Origin of the sequence: Arsukibacterium tuosuense, from assembly GCF_900215315.1 — a bacterium.
Taxonomy (GTDB): domain Bacteria; phylum Pseudomonadota; class Gammaproteobacteria; order Enterobacterales; family Alteromonadaceae; genus Alishewanella; species Alishewanella tuosuense.
The window spans coordinates 51,026-74,686 of the sequence record NZ_OBEB01000008.1; the positions used below are offsets into that span (position 1 = coordinate 51,026).

Below are 23,661 nucleotides of genomic sequence, written 5' to 3' on the forward strand. Positions count from 1 at the left end.
GTTGTTTTAAGTATGAAGTGCCAATTTCTTCTTCTCGCCAGGTATCCGTTACATCATGGCTAAAGCTGGCATATACCCCAGGCTAAGCTGTGTTTTTACAAACATTGTCGCAATACCCTGCGACAACTTGTGCCGGTCAGGGCATTTTTAACGGCGTTAAAACGGTACGTCTCAATTCGTCGTGCAGGGTTGTCATAATGCTTCTGGTTAACAGAGGAGCGCAGTTATGGGTATGGCAAAACAACAGCTAAGCAAGGCGACAACTATAGAGTCACTGTTTGTCGATATCGATTCACCGGTTATTTGCCGGCTGTGGGCATATCGGTTGATCGTAAACCAGAAGCTGATAAAAAAACTGTACGACATAGACGAACTGGACACGCAGTTAGCTACTTTACTGGGGTTCAGCAGTCAGGCCGAGTTGTTAAGCCCGATGCAGTTGCAGCAAGCCTTGATTGAAAAGTTACATCAGCTGGAGTCGCATCCAGCAATCAGTTTGCCGCCTACGCTGGCTGACAATATCCGAGCTCTGGACGACATGCTTGGTCTGACGATGCTTGAGCAGCAACTGCTGGGTTTTATAGCCCTGGTCAAAGCAGATCAATTGTTAGCGGGTGTCTGTGCTTTATTGCGAAATGTGAAAAAAACACACTTACCAAAAATACTGGCGCAGACCCTTGATGCCCCTGAAGCGGCAGTTAAGAAAACGCTTAGCTTTGATAGCACCTTGATAAGTTCCGGATTGATAGCGGTGGAGTCGCAGCCGCTATTTTCACTGGACGATGTTTTTGAATTTATCTCGTTTAATTTTGGCTATAAGTTACTTGAAGAAAATACTGATACTCAGCGCTTACTTAAAGAGATTGTGCACAAAGCTACACCGGCAACGCTTAGCTTGGCACAATATCAACATCTAAATACCGATTTGCAAATACTGTTATCTTATTTAAAAAACGCTGCCAAACGGCAATTACATGGGGTCAATATATTGGTTTATGGCCCGCCTGGAACCGGCAAGAGTGAGCTGGCCCGGGTAGTGGCGCAAAAACTACAGTTACCCTTATTTGAAATCAGCAGTGAAGATGATGAGGGCGATGCTATTGCTGGACAAAACCGCTTAAGAGCATACCGGATGGCGCAAAGCTTTTTGGCAAACTCAGCAACATTGCTGCTATTTGATGAAGTTGAAGATGTGTTTGTCCAGAACCCTTTTGCCAAAAAAGCAGATGTGGGCAAAGGCTGGATGAACCGGATGCTTGAACAAAACGCGGTGCCATGTTTTTGGGTTACCAACGACCAGAGTGCTATTGATGATGCCTTTATTCGTCGCTTTGATCAGGTAATCAAACTGGATGTACCGCCTAAACCACAGCGAGCCGCGCTTTTACTCAGTGCTGCACCAGATCTGCTGACAGAGACTGAAGCAGAGCAGTTAGCCGAGCATCCTTGTTTAACACCTGCTGTTATTACCCGCGCCAGTAGGGTGGTGACTAGTTTAAACCCAAGGCTAAAGCGGACTGATAAAGTGGCGGCATTGCAGCATTTAATGCAGCAGACCCTGCGCGCTCAGGGGTTTAAAGTTGACGACGCGCTAAAGCGTGACGTGTTAGGCGGGGTTTATGATCCCAACCTGATTAATGCAGATATCAATTTAGCTGAATTAACGGCCGGGCTTATTCGGGCGGGAAGCGGACGTGTCTGTTTATACGGTGCGCCTGGCACGGGCAAAACAGCGTATTGTCACTATCTGGCAAAGCAGCTTAAAAAGCCCCTGCTGGTTAAAACGGCAGGCCAGTTGTTAAGCATGTATCTTGGCGAAACAGAAAAACAAATTGCCGCAGCCTTTGCTGAAGCGAAAGAAAACGACGCAGTTCTGTTACTGGATGAAGTCGACAGCTTTTTACAGGACAGACGTAAAGCTCAGCACAGTTGGGAAGTAACCTCAGTAAATGAGATGCTGGTGCAAATGGAGGCCTTCCAGGGCGTGTTCGTGGCCAGCACAAACTTATTGCATAACCTTGACCAGGCATCCCTACGCCGTTTTGATTTAAAAGCCTGCTTTGGCTACTTAAAACCCGAGCAAACCAGGCAGTTATTTCAGGCACATTGTAAGCAGTTAAAACTTGTACCCTGTGCCAGCAGCCTGGCGCAACTGGCTGCGACGCGGGAGCTAACACCAGGTGATTTTGCCGCAATAGCCCGGCAAAGCAAGTTCCGGCCTTTTAGCAAAGCCAGCGACTTTGCCGCTGCCTTATTAAATGAAGTGATGTTGAAAAATGACGCCGTACCAAACCCCATTGGCTTCTTACAGTAATTGCCAACTCAAGATAAGGCTATAAGGCTGCAAAGCTAAGGAGAAGTAGCCGGCTGGTACTGCGCCAATGCCTGCTGCAAACTTTCAACAACACTTTGGGTAAGGGCCGCGGGTGCCAGTACCTGGATGCTGTTGCCATGCGACAATATCCACCATTTTAACTGCCAGCCATCATGCACGGTAGCATTAACAGTATGCCAGCCATCGGTATCAGGGCTAAGTGTCATATCTTCCGAGAGAGGGGCTTCTTGCAGCAACTGGCTTAAATAGGGGCTCACTCTGGCTTGCAGGCAAATTTGTTCGCCGTTAGCAAATTGCATAGCGCCGCTATGCAGGTAATGTTGCAGGGTAAAGCCTGGAGGGCTTAGTAAGGGTTGTTCACTAAGGCTAAGTTCGGTAAACCGGTGCAGGGCAAATAAACGCACATCCTGGTAGCTGCCGACAGTCGCCACTAAATAAGTAATATGGCCGCGTTGCACTAAGCCCAGTGGGTTCAAAAAATACTGTTTTTGCTGCTGATCATACAAGGCGGTGTAAGTGGCACTAAGTTGTTTACTCTGGCTTAGGGCTTGTTGCACTGCTTCATAAAGCATTGGCGAAGTAGATGGCGGTATCATGGGTAGTGCCGGTGATACCACGGCAATTTTATCGGCTAACTTGCTATTGCTGTTACTATCTTCCAGCGCCTGCAGCTTACTTTTTGCCTGATTAAAGCGGGTGCTTAAACTTTGCAGCATCACCTGCGGCAAAATAGTTTTTAAGGTGCCCTCTACCAGCTGCAGTATCATGGCTTCAGCCACGCTAACGCCTGGCAGCTGAATATCTCTATTTTCCATCCAGCGCCATAAATTGGTGCCTTTACTCTCATCACAACGGATCGGAAATACACTTGATAAGTCATTTAAATCACGTTCAACGGTGCGTTTAGTTACCTTAAAGCCATTGCTTTCTAACAGGCTATGCAATTCAGACGCTGTTTTTCCCTCACCGCGATCAGGCAGTATTTTCAATAGCTCCCATTGCCGGCTTAACGTAACGTGTGACTTGGCAGAAGACATAACAATCCATCCCTGAATGTAATACTAAGACGTGTAAAAAGCTTGCCCTAATATGGGCGGCTATGGCAATAATAGAGACAAGCACAGCAAATAGGAAGCTGAAAAATCATGTTAGATAAGGACTTAAGTCACAGTGCTCTAAAAGCTTATCAGCGGCAGCATCGCGAGCATTTTCCCGAAAACCTGGCCTTGCGGGTTCACAGAGCCCTTAGCTGGTTAAATAAAGCGGAGCAGGCCAGGCTAACCAACGATACCGACACCGAATTTATTTACTACTGGATAAGCTTTAACGCGGCCTATGCTAATGAGTTTGGTGAAAGCGAACGTATGGCGGAGCAACAACATTTCCAGGCTTTTCTGGCCAAAATTGCCGATTTAGACCAGGAAAACTTACTGTTTAATCTGATTTGGCAACAATTTAGCAGCAGCATCCGGCTGCTCATGGATAATAAATACGTTTACCAACCCTTCTGGGATTTTCAGCGCGGCCGTCTCAACGAAGAAGACTGGCAAAAGCGTTTTGCAGCCTCTAAAACCACCCTAAATAAAGCGCTGGCTGACAAAGATGTGCCACTGGCCTTGTCCTGCATTTTTACCAGGCTATACACCTTGCGTAACCAGCTTATTCACGGCGGCGCCACCCACAACAGCAGCATCAACCGCGAACAACTAAAAGACGCCTGTAACCTTTTAAATAAGCTGATCCCGCTGGTTATTGCGCTGATGATGAGTGCGCCTGAGCAGTTGTGGGGTGAGGGGTGTTATCCGGTGGTTAAGTGATTGTCTTGTTCTAATTGATCTAACTCTAAAAGGCGAGCACAAATGAACTGAACGATTTGTTCTTCTTTCATTGCTGCTTCTTTGACACTATAAACACGAATTTTCTTTCCTCCTTCCAGCCAGCGTTCAGCCTTTTTATCGGTTAGTATGAGCGAATCAACTTTATGCTCATTTAGTCCGTTACGAAGGCTGGCGTATACATTAAAAGTCGTTTTATCAGCTTCGCCAGACAAGAACAGGACAACGTCCGAGTCAGTATCTTTCCAATTGGACAAAGCAAATCGTAAAGCGGGGTAACCATTCCAGTTATGCAACCGAATCACAACATCTTGCCCTAATTTGTTTTGTAACTCTGTCTGTAAATGCTGATGGTATTCGTTGATGGCTTGCAGCTTGGTTTGCTGCATCTCTTTAATTGATGCAAGATTTTTTAAAACAAAATCGCGTGTTTGCTGATTAACCGATGGTTGCGACATAAGACTCTCCAGATGCAAAATGAACTCGCGAAGTAGCAAGGACCATTTATTGATAGGTTGGGAAATAAACTGCTCTGCCAGCTGCACTTTTAACGCCGAAATTAGCGTTGGATAGCTAATGCCATGCCATCCGTTATGTGGTTTTTCACCTGCTGGCGAGAGAACTACAAAAAGCTTTGTTTTGCCGCTAAAGCGAGTTTCTTGTTCTTCCTGAATAAATTTCTCGTAGTCACTAAAAGGGTTATTTTGCTGGTGGTAAATCTTATTTTCTAGCAACATAACCCAATTGGTACCTTCCAAAAGCAAGTCAATTCGTTTACCCGTTTTGGTTGTTACTTCTCGCTCGGGTGGCCCTGCTAAGGCGTGATCCAGCTGATGATATTCTTCTTGCAGGCAATACAGCAGCGCCTTTAATACGATAGCCCCGAGCTTATGCTGGCCATTACTGTCACAGAAAAATGCCAATATGTCAGTAGTCGGATTTTCGTAGTAGCCTTTGCTGCCAATACTGAAAATGGAGGGCTCAGCGACATCTATCGGCGGGAGTTGACGAAATTCCTTTAGCAGCTGTTCAAGTTTTGATAGTTGGGTTTCCATACCTAGCCTTAATTAATTTTTAAGCGTCCAGTGCTTGGACAGTTTTAAGTCATTATGCGACGATAGCTGCTCAATTAGCCGCCGCGCATCAGTAACACTCAGCCAATAGGCCACCCTTCAGTTTCTCGCTGCACAGTTTTTTCCATCATTTCCATACGAATAATCCTTTAAACATGCATACAATGTGGACATGACAAGACAAGGCCAGATGATGCTGTTGCACAATAACTTACTAATCTTCCGACTACTCTACGTAATTATGTACCTTTAATCCATAATTTCGTGTTAGTAATTAGGCTTATTTTAGGATGTTGTTATTAACTAGCCGAACTTATTAAAATCTGCACAGGCTCCCTTAAACCACTTAACATGCTGCGCAATTTCATCGTCCGGTTCATTGTTGTAATCAATCAGGTACATTTCCTCGGCGTCGGTGGCTTTCCGGATAATGGCCACGACCTTGCCTTCGTGTATAACCTGGATAGATTTCGCTTTTTCGTCGATAACGATTTCGCCTTCAATAAAGTTAAGCGATCGCCCCGGCGTGTAATCGTCGCGGCCTCTGGTTATCAATAAGCCGTTTTTAACCTGCTGCGCTTGCATAAAATGAGTGCTTAACCCTATGCAGCCCCTAGGGCGGTATATATCGATCCCGGCAAGCCCATTAAAAAAATCACGGATCGCGGCGTTAACCGCGCAATTGATAGCGTATAACTTCATCAAGCTCTCTCCCGCTTACATCGCTTTAGCTACTTACTGATATCAAAACTTTAAGGTCATTAAGCCTGGCTGCCAACGCTTATTTGAAAGCGTAAAAAAGCTTATGTCTGAAAAATGTACACTGAGCATCTGCACAGTGCAGTGTGAATTTAGAAACTGTCGAAGATAGGCAATAACGGATGACATGTCGCGCACAGTGACACACGACAGCGGAAATGAGCAGTGCATGCATTAAACACCAACGACAACATTACCGATGTCAGGGGCTAATTAATCGAACAATGGTTCTGGCAGTACTCTGATTTCGCGGTGTGTAAGATGCTGTCACCATTAGCATCCAGAATTCAGACTTACAAAGAGCGGGCATGTAAAACAATTCCACAATAGCAAGGATATTTTGTAGTATAAAATTTCATTGGGTCTCCTCCTTGTTAGTTTGGTCGCCTTCCAGCTTAGCAAAGCTGACTGGACTGGCGAGAAGGCTCAATGAGTGCCAAGCAAAGTCAGCCAACGCGTATCGCGCAGCTGTTTTAAGAGTAAACTTATAAAACGAAGAGGTAGCCGGTTCGAATGACCATCGATAAGAGATTCGCGCTAATAGATAAGAATGGGATTAAACGTTATCCGTACAAAAAGGAACAGAAAAGTACGGGCCGATTTGGATACGCACTAACGGCGGAGGGAGAGCAAGATCGGAGAGGTGGGGGGACATACGTAGATGATATTGAATCCGTAATTACCAAAATGGTGCATGAGGGATGGAGCGTCAGAGCAAAACCAATCGGTGGTACAGGTAATACGGTTGGGATATTAAAGAAACCATTAGAGCTAATAGTCGGCTATGAAGTAGACGAAAGCCTAGTCCATTTAGTAGAAACGGCAAAGTTAGCTCCGGAGCGTGTCATTGGTAATGAAAATGGCAAAAAACAACAAGCATCAGTTGAGGCGAGCGTCGAATCCGGAGAAGTAGATTACCCGACAGACGAAAAAGTATATAGAGAAATCAAAACGAGAAGAGGTCAGGCTCAATTTCGAGAGGCGCTAATATTGGCTTACCAAGGCAAGTGCTTCGTCAGTGGCAGTGCCGTCAGGAACGTTCTCGAAGCCGCACATATTGTGCCGCATTCAAACGAAAGCAATTATTCTGTTAACAACGGGGTATTGCTGCGAGCTGATATTCATACTTTGTATGACCTTAACTTGCTCGGAATAGACGGAAACGGAACTGTTCACATTCATCCCGAGATTGCAGGCAGTGAGTATAAAAAATATGACAAAAAGCAAGCGAACTTCGAGGTTTCTGGCGAGTTATCAAATAATTTGAAATCCCGGTATGAAGCGCACTTTTGGGAAGAAAGTTAACAGTACCTGCTACGGACAAACGCTTTATGTTTTTGACCACATATTCGCCTCCAGCATCAGAACGAGTATCTTTAGTACTCACACATAGTTTTGTAAGGGCAAGTTGAGGCTATACAACCAATATAGTTGTTTGAAGCGGATAGTTGCTCCAGGATAAAAACTGAAAAGCAACTATCTACATACTTGTACTAGCTCAGACTTGATCTGACAGTTACCGGTTTGCGTGGTGGCTGTCAGATTATATTTGAGTCAGATTTTTTTCACCCAATTCTGTTTTCCATTCGGGAAAGTATTCATTGGCGGTCTGCCATCACATATCTTGTACAGAGAAGTCAGGTCATTGATTAAATATACCAGTCAGTGATTTCTGAATATGCCTGAAAAACATACACTGGTTAAGTAAACAGTATGGCGTGATTTTAGAAACTGCTTAGTATGTGATTTATGAATGGTGTCGCATGGTATAGCCAATTCAGCGAAATGGCAGTAAATTTTCCGTGCTGGCGCTCTAGTTTGATGATTATGGTTAGTTTCTCAAGCCACCCTGATGGTGCAGCAAATTTTGAAAGCATATACAGAATGGTTATTTTCAGCAGTGCAAACAGTAAATGGTTGTGTTAATAATAGAAACGTAACAAGGCAGTTTATATAAAACATTAATAATTGAAGCTAGGTATATGGATATGGCAAAGCTTACATTAAGAAGGAAAAGTGACAGCGCTGAAGCTTTGTCAGCAGCTCAGTCTGCGATGGGGCTTATGTCATCCCAGCAAGTTCACGTCTGCGATAGGCACTTTAAAAGCATCGATGAGCGTTTTATCACTCACTATCATCATGTTATTCCTTTTAAAGCAGCACGTTATTCACCGCTACCTAGTGGTTTAGATGCGCGTTTAACAGAATATTTGCGAACCTACACTTCGCAACTATATGACCATCAGGCTGCGGCACTGTATCAGCTTCTCAAACGTAAAAATGTGTTGTTATCAACTAAAACTGCCAGTGGCAAGTCGCTGGTGTTTATGACATATGCCATAGATAAATTATTAAAAGTACCAGAGAGTCGGGTATTGGTATTTTACCCAACAAGGGCACTGATAGAAGACCAATTGTTACGATGGCAAGAAATCAGCAGTAACTTTGGCTTTAAAGCTGGCTTTTTACATGGGCAAGTTGAACGGGAAGATAAAATCAAGGTTCTTGAAACTTGCCAGATTGTGTTGTGTACACCAGATATCATCCACTATTGGTTTATGCCTAGCTTGCATATACCCGCAGTTGCAAAATGGCTAACAGCTCTTCGTTTTGTCATTATTGACGAAGCTCATGCTTTTTCCGGCGTGTTTGGCACCAACGTTAGTTATTTATTAAATCGAGTTGAGCAATTCGCCAAAAGCATTCAATACTTCGCATCGACAGCAACAATTTCTGGTGCTAATCAATTTATGATGGAACTGACTGGCAAGGAGTTCGTAGAGGTTGGGCTACCTGAGGATGGCTCCCCAACTTATCGCAAAGATATATTATTTGTTGAGCCCGCTGATGACGAAGCTATTAATGCATTACTGGCTGAGGTCATTAACAGCAATACTAAGTTTATGTACTTTAAAAACTCCAGGCAGGGTATTGAGTTCCATTTAGCCCAATTGCTTGAAGGGGATTACGGTTCGGCGATATTGCCGCAAATTAAAGATGGTTTTGTGTGTACCTATCGTGGTGGATACGAGTCCAAGGATCGTAAAGTCATCATGAAATCGCTGAGGTTAGGCCATTTAAAAGGGGTGCTCTGTACTAGCGCGCTGGAAGTAGGGCTTGATATTGGTGATGTCGACTTAGTAATCATCGACGATATATCGCCCAGTATAAATGCATTTTGGCAACGATTGGGCCGTGCAGGACGACAAGGCCCATCATTAGTCATACAAATATTATCTGGTAATTCACTGCTTGCGCCAGCAGACTATCTGAAAAGTCCGCTACTTAAACCTAACCTGTATCAACAGCTACCTTTCTTTAAGAAGTGGCACAGCGACTGTGCTTTGCAAGAACAAGTCATGTTCAAAAAACGGGCTGCTATGGTTCATAAGCTACAGTTTCGGCATAGTTTTCGTAATATGGGCGCCACTTTTAAACTGGGTTTAGAAATCAATCAAGATTTAGATTTAGGCGATGTAGACTACGAGCAATATTTAAATGAAGCATTTCCGGGCGCAATTTACCGCTATTTCGGCCGTCCACATCGCGTCGGATGGCGCAACAAAAACTTTATTAAGTGCTATGTAACAAAAGATATCAGCGTTTTCCGAGAAGAAATTATGTTCTCATTGCTTTCACCTTCTCACCTGGCTGAGGGATTTAGCAGTTATCTAACAGCGGCGCAAACTGTACGTGCAATAATTGGCTTTTCACAGTTCAATCATAGTTTCTATTACAGTGCCAGCTCGAGTTGGTGTAAAAAGCCTATATTTAAACTATATGATTCAACTGCATTAGTAGTTGATGTTGCAGCAGACCGTCAACCAAATTCCGCTCAAATAGCAGAACTCATTAAGGTTTTTGCCATTCAAGCTGCTTTTGATAAAAATGACGTAATTTATCATTTTGACGATGTCAGATCGTGCTTGATAATTCAGGCAATAGTCCCTGATACGGGTTTAATAGAAGAAGTTTTGTGGACACAAAAAGATATGCTGCTTGGGCTTCTTGCTAAGCAACTTGCCGACGAAGAGCCGGAACTTGTTAAGGATACCCGCTACTATTTAGAGTCTCACCAGTTAGACCCGCTAAAAACGTTGCTTGTTAAAGGTGCTAAGTATGGCTTTTATGTCGATGAAAAAGCCGGTAAATATGTGTTTTTACCTTACCGTTGCGTCAATGAGCAAGGTTACTATGAAATCATGACTGGCACAGTTGCTAGCAGATTAATCAGCCCTAAATACTTTAATCAGGTTTACGAGCAGCCATCTCAAGTCATAGCTGATTTAATGTTGAATGGTTACGCCAACGTAATTGAACCTGAAAACCTATTAACTGATATTACAGAGCTACCTGATGCAGAAGTATTAGGTCAACATAATGGAACTGAGCATTGTCTAGCTGATTTAAATTTGTAGAGAAAAACTCATATTTTATATTTTTAAATAGATTTTTTTCTAAAATTTACTTGGCTGGGGCGTGAAACTGACGAGAGGGACGCTCTGAAGTATAATTTCTACTATCAAGTTCTTCATGTAGAAGACGGTAAAGTATTGATGCCCCTCTGGCACCATTAATAGTTTGAGGTTGTGTGGTATTTAACAAGTGCATTTTATTTAATATCTCGTCTGTACTCATATTTTTAAACTCAGACATTTCGGTTACCCTGGTTAGTATTTTAGTTCAGATATGTTAGTTCATCTCAGATTGGTCTTTTTAGAACAGCCATTTAAACAAAAAATAAAGTTATAGCATTTTTTGTTCAATCAGAATTAAAGCTTAATTTTTTAACTTTATCACTGTAGTGTTACCTCTTGATTTTGCTGGATATAAATAAAAGAGGCAGTAGCTGATGCTTCATTTAGAGTCTGTTTTTTAAAATCCAACTCTCCGCCAGTTCCGGCACCAGACTAACTGCATCCCCAGGCCAAACTGTAAAACCAATAGGCGCTTGGTGAACGGTTTTATCAATCAGGTACTTCTCTGCTGCTACATCGCAGCTGTATAGCAAGCTGGCTGCTGGTTCTACCTGAAGTGAACTGCCGACAACTAGTACTTTGCCTGCGGTGCTTAATAGTTCACTGGCAGGCATAAGGTTGGCAACAGCTTCACCAAACCAGACAATATTAGGCCGCCACAACTCTGCTTGCCAGATTGAACCATCTGGTGCTGTGTTGCCCGTTGTAAACATGCTATTGCCTACGTCATATATTTGCCCTGGATTTTCCATTGAACGTAGCTCATTTAGTTTGCCATGCAAGTGAATAACCAGGCTGGAACCAGCGCGTTCGTGTAGATCGTCAACGTTTTGCGTTATTACTACCACCTTATAGTGCTGCTCCAGCTTGGCAATCGCCAGATGGGCAGCATTGGGTTGTGCTTTTGCTGCGGCCAGGCGCCGGCTTTGGTAAAAATCATTGACCAATTGTGGGTTAGCGGCAAACCCGTCAGGCGTAGCCAGCTGATAAACATCATACTCTTGCCAAAGCCCGGCACTGTCTCTAAAAGTTGGTAAGCCGCTGCCTGCACTCAAGCCTGCGCCGCTAAACACGGCAATAAAGTTCGGATCAGGTATATCTACATAGTTATTGGTCAATGTAAATCCCTTCTAATATTTATCCAAATAATGGTTTTAAGTTGGCTGGGTTCAATCAGCTTCAGGTTCCTGCTCTAACTTTAAAACATAGCGGCTTGATGAATAGTTTATAGCTAAAAGCTGTTTAGGTAGTAGCAGCAGATTTCCTTCCCGTGCCAAGGGCATGTATGTGCCCTGCAGCATAATGGTTAACCTGTCTTGTTCTGCAGTATTGTTTGTGTTTGATAAAATTTGCACCAATTTAGTTTGCAATTCTGCAGGCAAAATATGCCAACACGTTGAGTTCTTAGTCGGTGTAATAACATAATCCTGCTCAGACAACGCTTCAGGCAGGATCAAGAAATTGTCGCAACGCTCCAGAGGTATAGTGATCACGGTAATCTCGCAGTCATCTTTGTAATATTGGCTATTTTAAAGCGATGTAGCGACAACTTAAGCCGCACTGACATAATGCTGACAGACATTATTCAACATGCGTGAAAAGCGTACACTGAGTAATTAAACAGTATGGTCAGATTTTAGAAACTACTTAACAATAGCAGTCGTTACTCTGTAAATATGGAACGCAGTGGGTTATGACAGCAGCAAGATACCTTACCAAATCTCGTTTTAAGCTGGTGCTGGTTAAGAATTATTTTCCACAAATTACTGATGTTCATAGTTAATAGCTTTTCTATCTAATTCAGTCTGTTAGTATTCATGCGCATGTTGTTTGATATCGAATAGTACTACACGAAGCATCGTGTTATTTGTGAGGTAGAATTGAGTTTGATTGGTTGGGTCGATTTTTCATCCTTAGAGCGTGAGCGCGTTGCACAAATTATGTCTATGCTGCAAGAAAAAGGCACACTTGATGAGCTAGGCATTGGACAACTACGTGATGCGTTTGCTGACAAACTTTTTCCAGGTTTTTCTACGATACAAACACGTGCCAAGTACTTTGTGACCCTACCTTTTTTGTTTCATGATTATCGACAACTTAAAACTCATGAGCGTCTCAAAACGCCGTTAACTGAGTTTCTTAGCGAGCGTGAAGATAAACTGGCTAGGATGCTTGTTAAGAATCACATTGATGACATGCCTTATGGAATTATTGGCAAAGACAGTTTAGACAAAGGCGTCGCAAGAAAGCCATCATCGGTTTATTGGAATGGTATTCGCAAGCTTTCTATCGCCAATACCGACCTGTCATTAAAAGAATTTATTCGTCAATTTGAAGATCACTATTGTTCAGTGAGGGATGCTCACGCAGATGACGATCATCAAAGCTCAAATCTTGCTGATTGGATGACAAAGCCTGATGGTTACTCTCCTGACTGGTTGACCAAAGCAAAGATCGAGTTAACTCTGAGGGAGGCCGAATTTCTCAAAGATAAGCTGTTAAACACAAAACGTATCGAGCATAGCATTCCAGCACAATTAATTAAGCATAACCTAGTCAATGAGGTGCTAGAGCTCAATGAACATTTACCCTCAGGCAGTTGGCAGGCATTCTCATTACATGAGCAACTCAAGAACTCAGCTGTCTCGTCCCAGACTAAGAGCACACTCGCCAAAGCTCTCGAGTTTAGTTTTGTGTTAGAAGGTGCCCACATTCGATATAACTTACTCATCGCACAACGAGCTGAAAACTCAGCTTTCATCGATAGGCTGAAAGAAGATTTTAGCGAGTGGCAGGCGAAAGCACTAAGCCAGCGAGATAGTTTCACTGAAAATGCGATTAACAATTGGTATTTATCCGCTTTTGACGCACAGAAAGCAGCCAGCAGCCGAACCCGTCAATTCATTGAAAATTGGTGTCAATTGGTAAGGGATGAATCGAGTGAAGATGACTTGGATCAATGTGTAAAACGTCAAGCTATCGCTAACAAAGGTGCGCGATGCTTACTGAAAAAGGCCTTGAATTCAGACCAGGGCTGGGTTGGGATGCGCCTATTAGAGTTTAGGTGGCCGACAGCAAAGATTATTCTTCGCGATATTCAGGAGGGGTTGAGTGTTATTACCTGATAAGAATCGCTTGGATTATGGAGAGCAATTGATTGCTCCAGAAGGCTATGAAATTACTCATGCTATCGCGACAACCTTTAGTCTTGATCTTAACACCTTACTTACGGTGCCCATTGCCATGTGCTTTGGCCACACGCTCGAAGGCTCTGTCGAGCACATGCGAATAGCACTGCTGGATGCACTGGGCACACTTGGTGACAAACTGACCGTGTTTTATCAGCAAGGTAATATTAAAGTTCCTGACAAATACAATAGCCTCTTCGGATTGTTAGAAAAAAGCTTAGTGCCCGTTGTACCAAATTCAGGGCTTGAAAACTCCGCTTTTTCATCATTCCACCCGAAAGTGTGGTTGTTGCGTTTCGCCAGTAACGATCCGGAAGCAAATATTAAATACCGTTTGATGGTTCTGTCTCGTAACCTGACATTTGATCGAAGCTGGGATCTCTGTGCAGTTGTAAATGGCGAATCTAGAGGAAAGCGAAAGCCGGGGAATAGAGCGCTAGTCCGTTTCTTTGATGAGGTGTATAGATCCTCGCATAAGCAAGGTTTCAGTGATGTTATTGACCCGGAAGAACTGATGCGGGTGCTTTGGAAAAAGCCAGACAACGTTTCGAATCTGGATTTTCTCTCTAGCATTTTTGAGGAGGGGAAACGTCAAAGGCCTATTGATATCCCACGTAGCAGCCGAGCGATGCTTGCAGTTTCTCCATTTATCAGGGGAGGAAGTAGAGTGGATGCATTGGATTGGCTGCAAAGTTTTGCGCCAGATGGTAAACGATACCTCTTTAGCCGAAAAGAAGAGTTAGATCTTGCTGGAGAGAAAGCCTTAGCGGGTTGGAACTGTTACTCATTTAATGAGCATTTAGTAAACGCTGAAGAACTAGAAGAGATGGAGCAGTCTCAATTCGTTGAAAATGACCTCAATTTACACGCGAAACTACTGGTAACTGATGAAAACGCAGCTGAATCAAGCTGGCATTTAGGCTCGGGGAATATTACTCAAGCTGCGCTAGGGGATTCGACTCATGCGCCAAGAAACACTGAATTCATGCTGCGCCTAACTGGCGATCCAAAATATATGGGGGTTCAGGCGTTAATCACGCAATGGGTGAATGCAGAAAATACCGGGTTGTTCGTAAAGCACGAGTTTTCAGTTTTGCAAGATAACCAAGATGACGCATCAGAACGAGAGTTACGTCAACTTACGTTCGAATTAATAAAGACAAAATGGTACCTGAAAGTTGAGCCGAGTGAAGATAACTACAAATTAATATTGGATGCAGAACCGATTGATTTACCAGACCATTTTAACGTCAAAGTATCGACACTAAGCATTTCACAGCCCCGAGACCTTGCTGAACGGGTTGAATGGGATAAGTTAAAACTTTCTCAAATAAGCGCATTACTTCGGTTTGATATTGTGCAAGATGGCATTGTGGTACAGCACTTAGTGACACAAGCCAATTTGAACTTTCCCAATAATTTGGATAGAGATAGTGCCATAACCAAAGAGCTTTTGGCGAACACCTCGCAGTTCATGGACTATATCTCGATGTTGCTACAGATAAACCCTAGTAAGCAAGATTTGTTCGATAGCGAAACTCACCAGAACGGTAATGGTGTTGGTGCTGAGTTTTTCAATTCCGATAGCGTTATTTTTGAAAAGCTAATGCGTGCAGCGGCAGTGACCCCAGAATTATTTGAACGGATCGACAAGCTTCAATCGCAAGTGGATGAGTCGATAATCCCACAACAATTTAAAAAGTTATGGTTCGTCTTTGCTCAACTCATAGCAAAGAAAATGTCAAAGCAGAACAAGAATAATAAATGATAAACATAGAGATAGATCAACAATTAGAGCGAGTGTTAGCCAGCTTAAAAGACTTTCAATTCGCGACAGTAAACAACACCTTGGTTAAATTTCAAGATCTTAAGCACAGTCATCGAGTATTGGTTGCAGACGAAGTGGGCTTGGGCAAGACGATAGTAGCAAAAGGGGTGATCGCCCGCCTGTTACGTTTGCATCTAGAGCGCGAGACAGGCGTTCCGTTACGTGTCATTTATATCTGTTCGAATTTAGCCTTAGCAGATGAAAATAAGCAGAAACTGGCCATATTTAAAGGAGAGCAGGCTGCCCGATGGGTGAAACCATCAACTTTTGGCCGCTTGGTTGAGCTGGCTATAGAATTGAAAGAGGTCAGTCAAACGAGCAGTCACATTATTGAGGTTTGCACACTAACACCAGCGACGTCTTTTACTCTTACAGCAGGGGCTGGCAATCGCAGAGAGAGAGCTATATTAGCTGTGCTTCTGTCCCAAACTTCCATATTTAAAGACAAAGCACCTTCGATTTATCAGCTGTTCAAAACCAGCTACATTAGCCGAGATGATCGCTGGAAAGATGAGATTTGCTATATCAAGAACTCGTTCAATATCGACCCAAGGGTAATAGTTGACTTAGAGGAGCGTTTAGCCAGGCAGTGTTTATTGCCGGGACTTTCTTGCAGGTTCAAAACGCTAAAAGAAGCAGCTTTATATATAATCACCGACTGGGATAAACACGGCGGTGAAACTGAAGTCAATAAGCAGCTTTTGAACCTGTTCAGAGCTGAAATTCGCAGGCAAGTCGCTCAGTGCTGTGCATCTCATTTGCAGGCGGATTTATTCATTTTGGATGAGTTTCAACGTTTTCAATCATTAACTGATCAAAGCTCTGAGTCAGAAGAATCACTCATTGCTCAACAAGTTTTTAATAGTAATGTCAAAAAAACAACAGCAAAGCCTAAAGTGCTTTTGTTGTCAGCGACGCCATTTAAGGCAATGACTACCTTGCATGACGAAGATGATGAGACCAGCCACCATGAACAATTGCACAAGTTGCTGGATTTTTTGTCCAGCAATGATGTCGATTTTGTTACTCAGTATGAGATAAACCGCGACTTGCTTCATCGCGATATGCTGGTGCTCTCCTCTGGCAGCTCTGACTTCGAGAACATTAGAGATATTAATGCTCGCGCAGTTGAAAAGCTTCTTCAAACTTATATTTGTAGAACTGAACGAGGTCAAATCAGTAAAGGATTTGAGCAGCTGATTGAGTCAAGTGAGCTATGTTGTGGCGAAGACTTTGACATAACAGAGGTACTGGGGTACCGAGCACTAGAAGCGTTGAGTTCTTTGCTGCCTAAAGGCCGCGGCGGCGTTTCATTGATTGAATTTGCTAAAGCAACACCTTGGGCGTTGTCTTTTCTCCATGGCTACGCGTTTAAGGATCTTTATCATCGCAATATCCAGAAACCTGAAGTTAAAGCACTGCTCAGACATTCAAAGCACAGTGAACAGCATCTAGCATGGTTGTCCCGTAGTGCTATTCAACGCTATCAGTTGAATGTCGGGCAAAGTGCACCAAGCGCAAAGATTAAAGCGCTTAGCAAAGTTATTTTTGAACAACAACCAGAAAACTTACTCTGGGTGCCTCCGTGCAAGCCTTACTACGAATTTGATGGTGTTTTTAAAAGCAATGATAACTTTACCAAAACACTATTGTTTTCCTCTTGGGCGCTCGTTCCCAAAGCACTAAGTTGCCTTTGGTCTTATGAAGCTGAGCGCAGGGTATTGAAGGGGAAAAGCAGAGTAGTTGAATATTACAGTGATAAAAATGCCTCTCCGTTACTCAGATTTGAAGGTAAGTCAACGCTTAATGTTTGGCACTTGCTTTATCCCTGCAAGTCGATTTCTGAGATAAGTTTCTCAGGGCAAAATCTTTATGAGCTGCTGCAGCAACAGACAGCGTTGATTAGAGAAAAACTTGACTGTTTAAAACGTTATGAGAGCGAAGAAAAGAGTAGTAGTAATTGGTATCTACTTGCACCTATGTTACTGGACAAGTTATCTGGTAAAGCTGAGCATGTGAAGTACTGGCTGCAAGTCACTGAATCTCATTTAAACAATCAAGGCCGCTTGAAGCACTTTTGCGAAATCAAAGACTTGTTTGAAAAAGATAAAGCCTTGTCGTTGGGCAAAATGCCTGATGATTTAGCACAAGTGTTGGCTTATTCGAGTATTGCGAATCCCGCAGTGTGCGCGATGAGGACAATTCAAAAGCTCTGGGCGAAAGATATACCTGCACAAGAGCTTATTGGCTGTTCGGTTAGGCTTGCCGAATTGACAGTGAGACTATTCAACCACGAGTATGCGATCCCTATCGTGAAGCGCAACATTAAAGGCACCCTTGAAGCTGGTCGAACTGCGTCGCCGAATTGGTACAAAGTGCTAGTGTATTGTGCTCATGGCAATTTCCAATCGATGCTTGATGAATACTGTCATTTACTCGCCTCATCAGGTTGTAGCTTAGAAGCTGCATTGCACAAGATTGAGCAATCAATGGCAATTAGAAGCTCTAACGAACAAGTGCATTTCTGGGAAGACAGAGCAAAAGCGAAAGATAAATGCTCTTCGTCAATGCGTTGTCACTTTGCTGTCCCGTTGGGAAATCAGAAACTAACGGATGATAGTGGTTTGCAGCGTGTTGTGAGTGTGCGAGATGCGTTTAACTCTCCATTTAGACCCTTTGTTTTAAGTTCTACTTCTATTGGTCAAGAAGGGCTAGATTTTCACTGGTATTGCCGTCGAGTTGTTCACTGGAATTTACCCAACAACCCGATCGATATTGAACAACGTGAGGGGCGAATAAATCGTTACAAGTCTTATGTGGTAAGAAAGCGTATTGCTGAAAGCGTTTCACCTAATCTTGATGGCCAAACAGATATCTGGGAGCAAATGTTTGAGTTGGCAAGAAAAGTGGGTGGTGAAAATGGCAATGATTTAGAGCCATATTGGTATATACAAAGTGGTACAGCGAAAATAGAAAGAATAGTACCCACTTACCCCATGAGTAGAGAAGTTGCCAAGTACAGAGATATTAAAAGAATATTGGTTCTGTATCGGTTAGCGTTTGGGCAACCAAGGCAGCAAGAGTTGCTTGAACGGTTTACCGGTTGCGATGTTAACAATGAAAAATTTCAAGAAATCAAAGACTCGTTGATTATTAACCTTGCGCCAATAAATGAAAAATAAAACTGTTAATGAGTTTTGAGGCGAAAATACGTAGTAATAAAGGTTTTGCACTGGTAATTTTCTTTTAACTTACTTCCAGCATATGGAGTAAATAGTAAATATATTTGCATTTACTGAAAATATATTACATATCTGCTGGTGAAAAAAGCCGCTTGCTGTTAGGCTGCATTAAAATGTTTCTGGTTTAGTGAATCTATGAAAATCCTTATCTCCTGGCTGGGTAAAACTGATATCGACAATATGCAGGCAAACGAGCTAGCCTCTATAGCAACTCTAGCAACTAAGCATGCCCAACCCTTTGATAAAGTATTGATCCTGGCTAATGCCTGGGAAGAGCACTGGCAAACCTATGAGAGCTGGTTAAATAAACGGCTTGCTGTGCTGCATCGCCCTGCAACCGCAGAAATTAAACATCAGTCGCTTAGCTCCCCAACAGATTATCAGGCCGTCGCGGCGATTATGCAGCGAAACCTGCAAGCGCTTTGTCGTGCTGACAATCAGATTTATATAAATCTTACCTCGGGCACGCCAGCGATGACGGCAGTATCGGTTTTACTGGGGAAAGGGATTTATCAGTGTAATTTTTTGCAGTCCGCTCGTGATAACACTATTGAAGATGTGCGCATACCGTTTGATTTTGACGCAACTTATGCCAAAGCTGCATTAAGCAGTATTTCGGCTAAAGTCGTCGCAGGTCCCAAGCTTTCAAGTGCATTTGATGACATGGTCTCTGAATCTGCGGCAATGCAGGCAGTAAAGCAAAAAGCACAAAAGCTGGCTATGACTGAGCTACCAGCCTTGCTGCTGGGCGAAACCGGCACCGGTAAAGAGGTATTAGCCACGGCTATTCATGCCGCGAGTAATCGCAGTGCTAAAGCGCTAAAAACCGTTAACTGTGGTGCTTTACCTGAAAACCTGGTCGACTCCATTTTATTTGGCCATGTTAAAGGCGCGTTTACTGGCGCAAATAACGACCATGCCGGCTTATTTGAGCAAGCTGATGGCGGCACTCTGTTTTTAGATGAAATTGGCGAGTTAACGCCCGCGGTACAGGTAAAACTGCTGCGGGCCTTACAGCAGGGCGAAATAACCCGGGTAGGCGATAGTAAAACCCGCCAGGTGGATGTGCGGGTTATAGCTGCTACCCATCGCCAGTTAACGGCTATGGTGGCTGAAGGCACCTTTCGGGAAGATTTGTTTTATCGCATAGCGGTGGGGGTGATTGAATTGCCGCCGTTGAGAAATCGTATCGCCGATATACCTGATTTTGTAAAAATATTTTTAGAAGATATTAATTCCGTCCATTCCAAGCAACCCGGTTATGAAAGTAAAATAATTAGCAACTCTGCAATTAAATTTATAGAAGAGCAGCTCTGGCCGGGTAATGTCAGGGCACTTTGGAACGCGTTAAACCGTGCCGTGCTATGGGCAGATAATGCTGAGTTAACGGTTAAAGACATCAAAGACGCGATAGTAGAAACTAGCCATTCAGCAGAAAAACCGACAGTTGTACCTGAATTAGTTGCCGGATTCGATATTCAGCAATATATTGATGGCATTAAAGAAAATCTCGTTAAAGCGGCGCTGGATAAAACCGCAGGAAATAAATCTAAGGCAGCAAAACTGCTGGGGCTGGCTAACCACCAAACGCTGGCCAATTGGATGAAGCAGCTGGGTATTGAAACTGAAAATTAAGTTGCGTTTCAGGTTTGGCGCTAAAGTTGCGACATGGATGATAAGGAGTACAGTGGAATGAAGCACGCACTGAGTTTTAAACATCTTGAAGCGCTACCGGAATTATATCAACTGGCTGCTTTTGCCCAGGGGTTATCTACGCCGGCGAGCGACTTGAAATATGCAGTCGGCAAGAGTTGCAGCAGTTGATGGAGCAGGTAAACCTTGAAGTGTTTAGATTCACCGTAGCCGAGCGGAAAGCCAGTGAACTGCTCCGCCGGCAGCAAGCATCAAAACTTGGTTAGTATGGCTATTTTGATGGCTAGCGTTTAGTCGATTGAGTAAAGGTCCTGCTAAGCAATAACTGTGTTCCTGTAAGGTAACAATTTCTGGTATGGTAACTAAAACATTTAATTAAAAGCGAATACATGAAGATAACGGAATATCACGCTAAATACTTCGCGCATGAGTTGTCCATTCTCCATGCAAACAACGGTGTTGACAGACTGTCTCAGTCATTATTTGACGCTAGTGTAGACTTAAACCCACATCAGATAGACGCAGCGCTGTTTGCCCTGGAGAACCCTTTAAATAAAGGGGTGGTATTAGCTGATGAGGTTGGCCTGGGTAAAACTATTGAAGCAGGCCTGGTGCTTTGTCAATATTGGGCAGAGCGCAAACGTAAGCTACTGATTATTTGCCCTGCATCATTAAGGCGGCAGTGGGCTCAAGAGCTACTTGATAAATTCAATCTTCCCTCTCAAATCCTGGATGCCAGAACTTTTAATCAACTGCAAAAAGAAGGAGTTTATAGCCCTTTAAATAACAAGCAAGTCGTGATCATGTCTTACCACTATGCGGCGAAACTCGAAGAGCAGTTAGTAGGCCACATGTGGGATCTGGTGGTTATAGACGAAGCCCATAAATTACGAAACGCACATCGTGAAAGTAACAAAATAGGTCAAGCGTTAAAACGTGCGCTATTTGGCAGGAAAAAATTGTTGCTTACTGCAACGCCATTGCAAAACTCGCTTATGGAACTTTATGGCATGTCGACGCTGATTGATGAGCATATCTTTGGCGACGATAAGGCATTTCGAAAGCAGTATATGCAATCAGACAGTGGCCAAGCTGAGCTCAAACAGCGTTTATCGCATTTCGTCAAACGCACTTTAAGAAAGAATGTGCTGGAATATGTCAAATATACGCAGCGTAAGGCTATAACAATACCATTTACGCCTTCAGACAAAGAGCTAGCGCTATATGACGCCGTATCGTCAATTTTAGATAAAGAGGATAGTTACGCGCTTCCCAGGCGGCAGCGGCATCTAACCGGTTTAATTTTACGCAAGCTTTTAGCATCAAGCTCTTTTGCGGTTTTAAACACACTTGAAGTAATGCAACGGCGTTTAATTGACCTAAAAAACAATAAAAAGAAGCTCAGTGACGACGTTTTACTTCAGATCATCGAGGATGACGATATCGAGACAGACTATCTCGATGAGGAAGATTTGCAGGCCATAGTTACTGAAGAGCACGTCGGCGAAGCAATTGATCATCAAAAGCTCACGTTAGAAATAAAGGAACTAGGTGCCTATATTCAGCAGGCGCAGGACATCAGAAATGACGAAAAAGCCAATGCCTTGCTAAAAGCATTGTCACTTGGTTTTGAACAAATGAACACCATGGGTGCAGCTCAAAAGGTGATCATTTTTACAGAATCTAAGCGAACACAAGCTTACCTGGCAGCATTTTTATCTGAACACGGTTTCAAGGACAAGTTAGTCACATTTAGTGGTTCAAATAACCATCCTGAAGCAACACGAATTTATCAGCAATGGCAACAAACTTATGCCGGTTCAGACAGAATAACGGGTTCCCCCCAGGTTGATAGACGTACGGCACTTATAGACTATTTCAGGGACAGTGCCGAAATTATGATTGCTACTGAGGCTGCGGCTGAAGGCGTTAATCTGCAATTCTGCTCACTATTAATAAACTATGATTTACCATGGAATCCACAAAGGGTTGAGCAACGGATCGGACGCTGCCATCGGTATGGTCAAAAATTTGATGTTGTCGTTATCAACTTTATTAATCAACGTAATTATGCCGATCAGCGTGTATTAGAGTTACTCAGTGAAAAATTTAATTTATTTGATGGTGTTTTTGGCGCGTCGGATACGGTGCTAGGCACATTGGAAAGCGGCGTTGATTTTGAAAAACGTATTCAACAAATTTATCAAGAATGCCGTTCCCCAGCTGAAATTGAGTCAGCCTTTGCTGCATTACAAAAAGAGCTGGAAGCCGATATCAATGAGAAAATGCAGCAAACCCAACAAGTTTTGCTAGAGCATTTCGATGAAGATATCCACGACCTATTAAAGATTAAGCTCGATCAGGCCAAAGATCGTCTAGACAAAGTGGGTCGGTGGTTTTGGTCGGTAACAACCCACCAATTACAACAAAAAGCGTTATTCAATGAATCGGATTATAGCTTTATGCTAACAAATTCAGTTGCGGAGCAACCGCCAGGTAAATATCAGTTTATCCGTAAAGGTGATGAGCAAGCACAAGTTGTTAATAAACACACCCGCGTTTATAGAATAAGCCATCCGCTTGGTGAATATGTAATCGACTCTGCCAAAGCCGCAGACACACCACTGAGTTTATTAAAGTTCAACTACCAAAGCCATGATGGTAAAGTGTCGGTCGCTGAGAAACTACAAGGGCAAGCAGGTTGGTTATCGTTGCATTTGCTGAGTATCGAAGCTTTTAATATTGAGCAGCACCTGGTATTCACAGGCGTTACCGATTCAGGTCAATTAATAGATACAGAGGCGTGTAAAAAACTGTTTAATATTGGTGCGGATGCAACTGAAGCCCCAGCATTATCTACTTCCCCTGAAAAGCTCCGTGAAGCACAGACACGCAATCTTGAAGCGCAATTAGCCATCGCGATGGATACCAACAATAAGTACTTCCAGGATGAGCGAGATAAGTTAGACAAATGGGCTGATGATAAAATGCTGGCGGCAGAGCAAGCGCTTACCGATACAAAAAATCAGATTAAGTCGTTAAAACGAGAAAGCAGACATGCTATTTCGGTTGATGAGCAGCAACAATTTCAACAACAACTTAAAGAGCTAGAGCTTAAGCAACGCCGCTTGCGGCAAAACATCTGGGATGTTGAAGACAGCATCGCTGAGAAACGTGATGAGCTAATCGCCGCCTTAGAAGCGAGAATGAAACAAAAAACCGATATAAAAGAATTATTTACGGTGCGTTGGAAAGTTATTTAAACCAATA

General features: G+C 43.2%; 15 protein-coding genes. 10 read left to right on the plus strand and 5 right to left on the minus strand.

From position 1 onward, the window contains the following. The first annotated feature begins 226 nt into the window (after positions 1–226). Positions 227–2,314, plus strand: a complete 2,088-nt coding sequence (locus tag CRO03_RS15650) for an AAA family ATPase (RefSeq protein WP_097112581.1) — start codon at positions 227–229, stop codon at positions 2,312–2,314. A 35-nt stretch (positions 2,315–2,349) separates the two neighbouring features. On the opposite strand, the gene CRO03_RS15655 is transcribed toward CRO03_RS15650, so the two are convergent. Beyond that, positions 2,350–3,372, minus strand: coding sequence for a helix-turn-helix transcriptional regulator (locus CRO03_RS15655; RefSeq protein WP_097112582.1), 1,023 nt, complete (start codon positions 3,370–3,372; stop codon positions 2,350–2,352). A gap of 108 nt (positions 3,373–3,480) precedes the next feature. Between CRO03_RS15655 and CRO03_RS15660 the strand changes: the two genes are divergently transcribed. After that, a complete protein-coding gene (locus CRO03_RS15660) occupies positions 3,481–4,152 on the plus strand; it encodes a HEPN domain-containing protein (RefSeq protein ID WP_097112583.1) in 672 nt (223 codons plus the stop codon). Here CRO03_RS15660 and CRO03_RS15665 read toward each other — a convergent pair. Continuing rightward, positions 4,134–5,225 (minus strand): PDDEXK-like family protein, encoded by a 1,092-nt coding sequence (locus CRO03_RS15665; protein ID WP_097112584.1) that lies wholly within the window; start codon positions 5,223–5,225, stop codon positions 4,134–4,136. The two genes, CRO03_RS15660 and CRO03_RS15665, sit on opposite strands and share 19 nt — an antisense overlap. A gap of 321 nt (positions 5,226–5,546) precedes the next feature. After that, positions 5,547–5,945, minus strand: a complete 399-nt coding sequence (locus CRO03_RS15670; protein ID WP_170949036.1) for a hypothetical protein — start codon at positions 5,943–5,945, stop codon at positions 5,547–5,549. A gap of 570 nt (positions 5,946–6,515) precedes the next feature. Here CRO03_RS15670 and CRO03_RS15675 point away from each other — a divergent pair. Continuing rightward, complete coding sequence (locus tag CRO03_RS15675; protein ID WP_097112586.1) at positions 6,516–7,307, plus strand: HNH endonuclease; 792 nt, start codon at positions 6,516–6,518, stop codon at positions 7,305–7,307. 683 nt (positions 7,308–7,990) lie between these two features. Next, positions 7,991–10,420, plus strand: coding sequence for a DEAD/DEAH box helicase (locus tag CRO03_RS15680; protein WP_170949037.1), 2,430 nt, complete (start codon positions 7,991–7,993; stop codon positions 10,418–10,420). A gap of 443 nt (positions 10,421–10,863) precedes the next feature. Here CRO03_RS15680 and CRO03_RS15685 read toward each other — a convergent pair whose 3' ends face one another. Together CRO03_RS15685 and CRO03_RS15690 are read right to left on the minus strand one after the other, a co-directional pair. Beyond that, complete coding sequence (locus CRO03_RS15685; protein ID WP_212682435.1) at positions 10,864–11,598, minus strand: SIR2 family NAD-dependent protein deacylase; 735 nt, start codon at positions 11,596–11,598, stop codon at positions 10,864–10,866. 51 nt (positions 11,599–11,649) lie between these two features. After that, positions 11,650–11,973, minus strand: coding sequence for a hypothetical protein (locus tag CRO03_RS15690; protein WP_141397756.1), 324 nt, complete (start codon positions 11,971–11,973; stop codon positions 11,650–11,652). A gap of 387 nt (positions 11,974–12,360) precedes the next feature. Between CRO03_RS15690 and CRO03_RS15695 the strand changes: the two genes are divergently transcribed. The 6 genes from CRO03_RS15695 (at position 12,361) to CRO03_RS15715 (ending at position 23,654) form a co-directional block, all read left to right on the plus strand. Beyond that, a complete protein-coding gene (locus CRO03_RS15695) occupies positions 12,361–13,605 on the plus strand; it encodes a DUF6361 family protein (RefSeq protein WP_097112589.1) in 1,245 nt (414 codons plus the stop codon). After that, the gene (locus CRO03_RS15700) at positions 13,592–15,436 is read left to right on the plus strand and encodes a phospholipase D family protein (RefSeq protein WP_097112590.1); all 1,845 of its coding nucleotides are present in this window, start codon (positions 13,592–13,594) and stop codon (positions 15,434–15,436) included. Before CRO03_RS15695 ends, CRO03_RS15700 begins: the two co-directional genes overlap by 14 nt. Then, positions 15,433–18,678: a DEAD/DEAH box helicase gene (locus CRO03_RS15705; RefSeq protein ID WP_212682436.1), complete on the plus strand. Its 3,246-nt coding sequence runs from the start codon at positions 15,433–15,435 to the stop codon at positions 18,676–18,678. The genes CRO03_RS15700 and CRO03_RS15705 overlap by 4 nt, the downstream gene beginning before the upstream one ends. Before the next feature lie 195 nt (positions 18,679–18,873). Continuing rightward, positions 18,874–20,373, plus strand: a complete 1,500-nt coding sequence (locus tag CRO03_RS15710; RefSeq protein ID WP_097112591.1) for a sigma-54 interaction domain-containing protein — start codon at positions 18,874–18,876, stop codon at positions 20,371–20,373. 57 nt (positions 20,374–20,430) lie between these two features. Further along, a complete protein-coding gene (locus CRO03_RS18650) occupies positions 20,431–20,562 on the plus strand; it encodes a hypothetical protein (RefSeq protein WP_281256397.1) in 132 nt (43 codons plus the stop codon). 218 nt (positions 20,563–20,780) lie between these two features. Continuing rightward, positions 20,781–23,654 (plus strand): SNF2-related protein, encoded by a 2,874-nt coding sequence (locus CRO03_RS15715; protein ID WP_097112592.1) that lies wholly within the window; start codon positions 20,781–20,783, stop codon positions 23,652–23,654. Positions 23,655–23,661: the final 7 nt, after the last annotated feature.

Excerpts from the sequence above, each read along its gene's own strand:
- CRO03_RS15650 (WP_097112581.1), top strand. The coding sequence starts at position 227 with ATGGGTATGGCAAAACAACAGCTAAGCAAGGCGACAACTATAGAGTCA.
- CRO03_RS15655 (WP_097112582.1), bottom strand. The coding sequence starts at position 3,372 with ATGTCTTCTGCCAAGTCACACGTTACGTTAAGCCGGCAATGGGAGCTA.
- CRO03_RS15660 (WP_097112583.1), top strand. The coding sequence starts at position 3,481 with ATGTTAGATAAGGACTTAAGTCACAGTGCTCTAAAAGCTTATCAGCGG.
- CRO03_RS15665 (WP_097112584.1), bottom strand. The coding sequence starts at position 5,225 with ATGGAAACCCAACTATCAAAACTTGAACAGCTGCTAAAGGAATTTCGT.
- CRO03_RS15670 (WP_170949036.1), bottom strand. The coding sequence starts at position 5,945 with ATGAAGTTATACGCTATCAATTGCGCGGTTAACGCCGCGATCCGTGAT.
- CRO03_RS15675 (WP_097112586.1), top strand. The coding sequence starts at position 6,516 with ATGACCATCGATAAGAGATTCGCGCTAATAGATAAGAATGGGATTAAA.
- CRO03_RS15680 (WP_170949037.1), top strand. The coding sequence starts at position 7,991 with ATGGCAAAGCTTACATTAAGAAGGAAAAGTGACAGCGCTGAAGCTTTG.
- CRO03_RS15705 (WP_212682436.1), top strand. The coding sequence starts at position 15,433 with ATGATAAACATAGAGATAGATCAACAATTAGAGCGAGTGTTAGCCAGC.
- CRO03_RS15710 (WP_097112591.1), top strand. The coding sequence starts at position 18,874 with ATGAAAATCCTTATCTCCTGGCTGGGTAAAACTGATATCGACAATATG.
- CRO03_RS18650 (WP_281256397.1), top strand. The coding sequence starts at position 20,431 with ATGAAGCACGCACTGAGTTTTAAACATCTTGAAGCGCTACCGGAATTA.
- CRO03_RS15715 (WP_097112592.1), top strand. The coding sequence starts at position 20,781 with ATGAAGATAACGGAATATCACGCTAAATACTTCGCGCATGAGTTGTCC.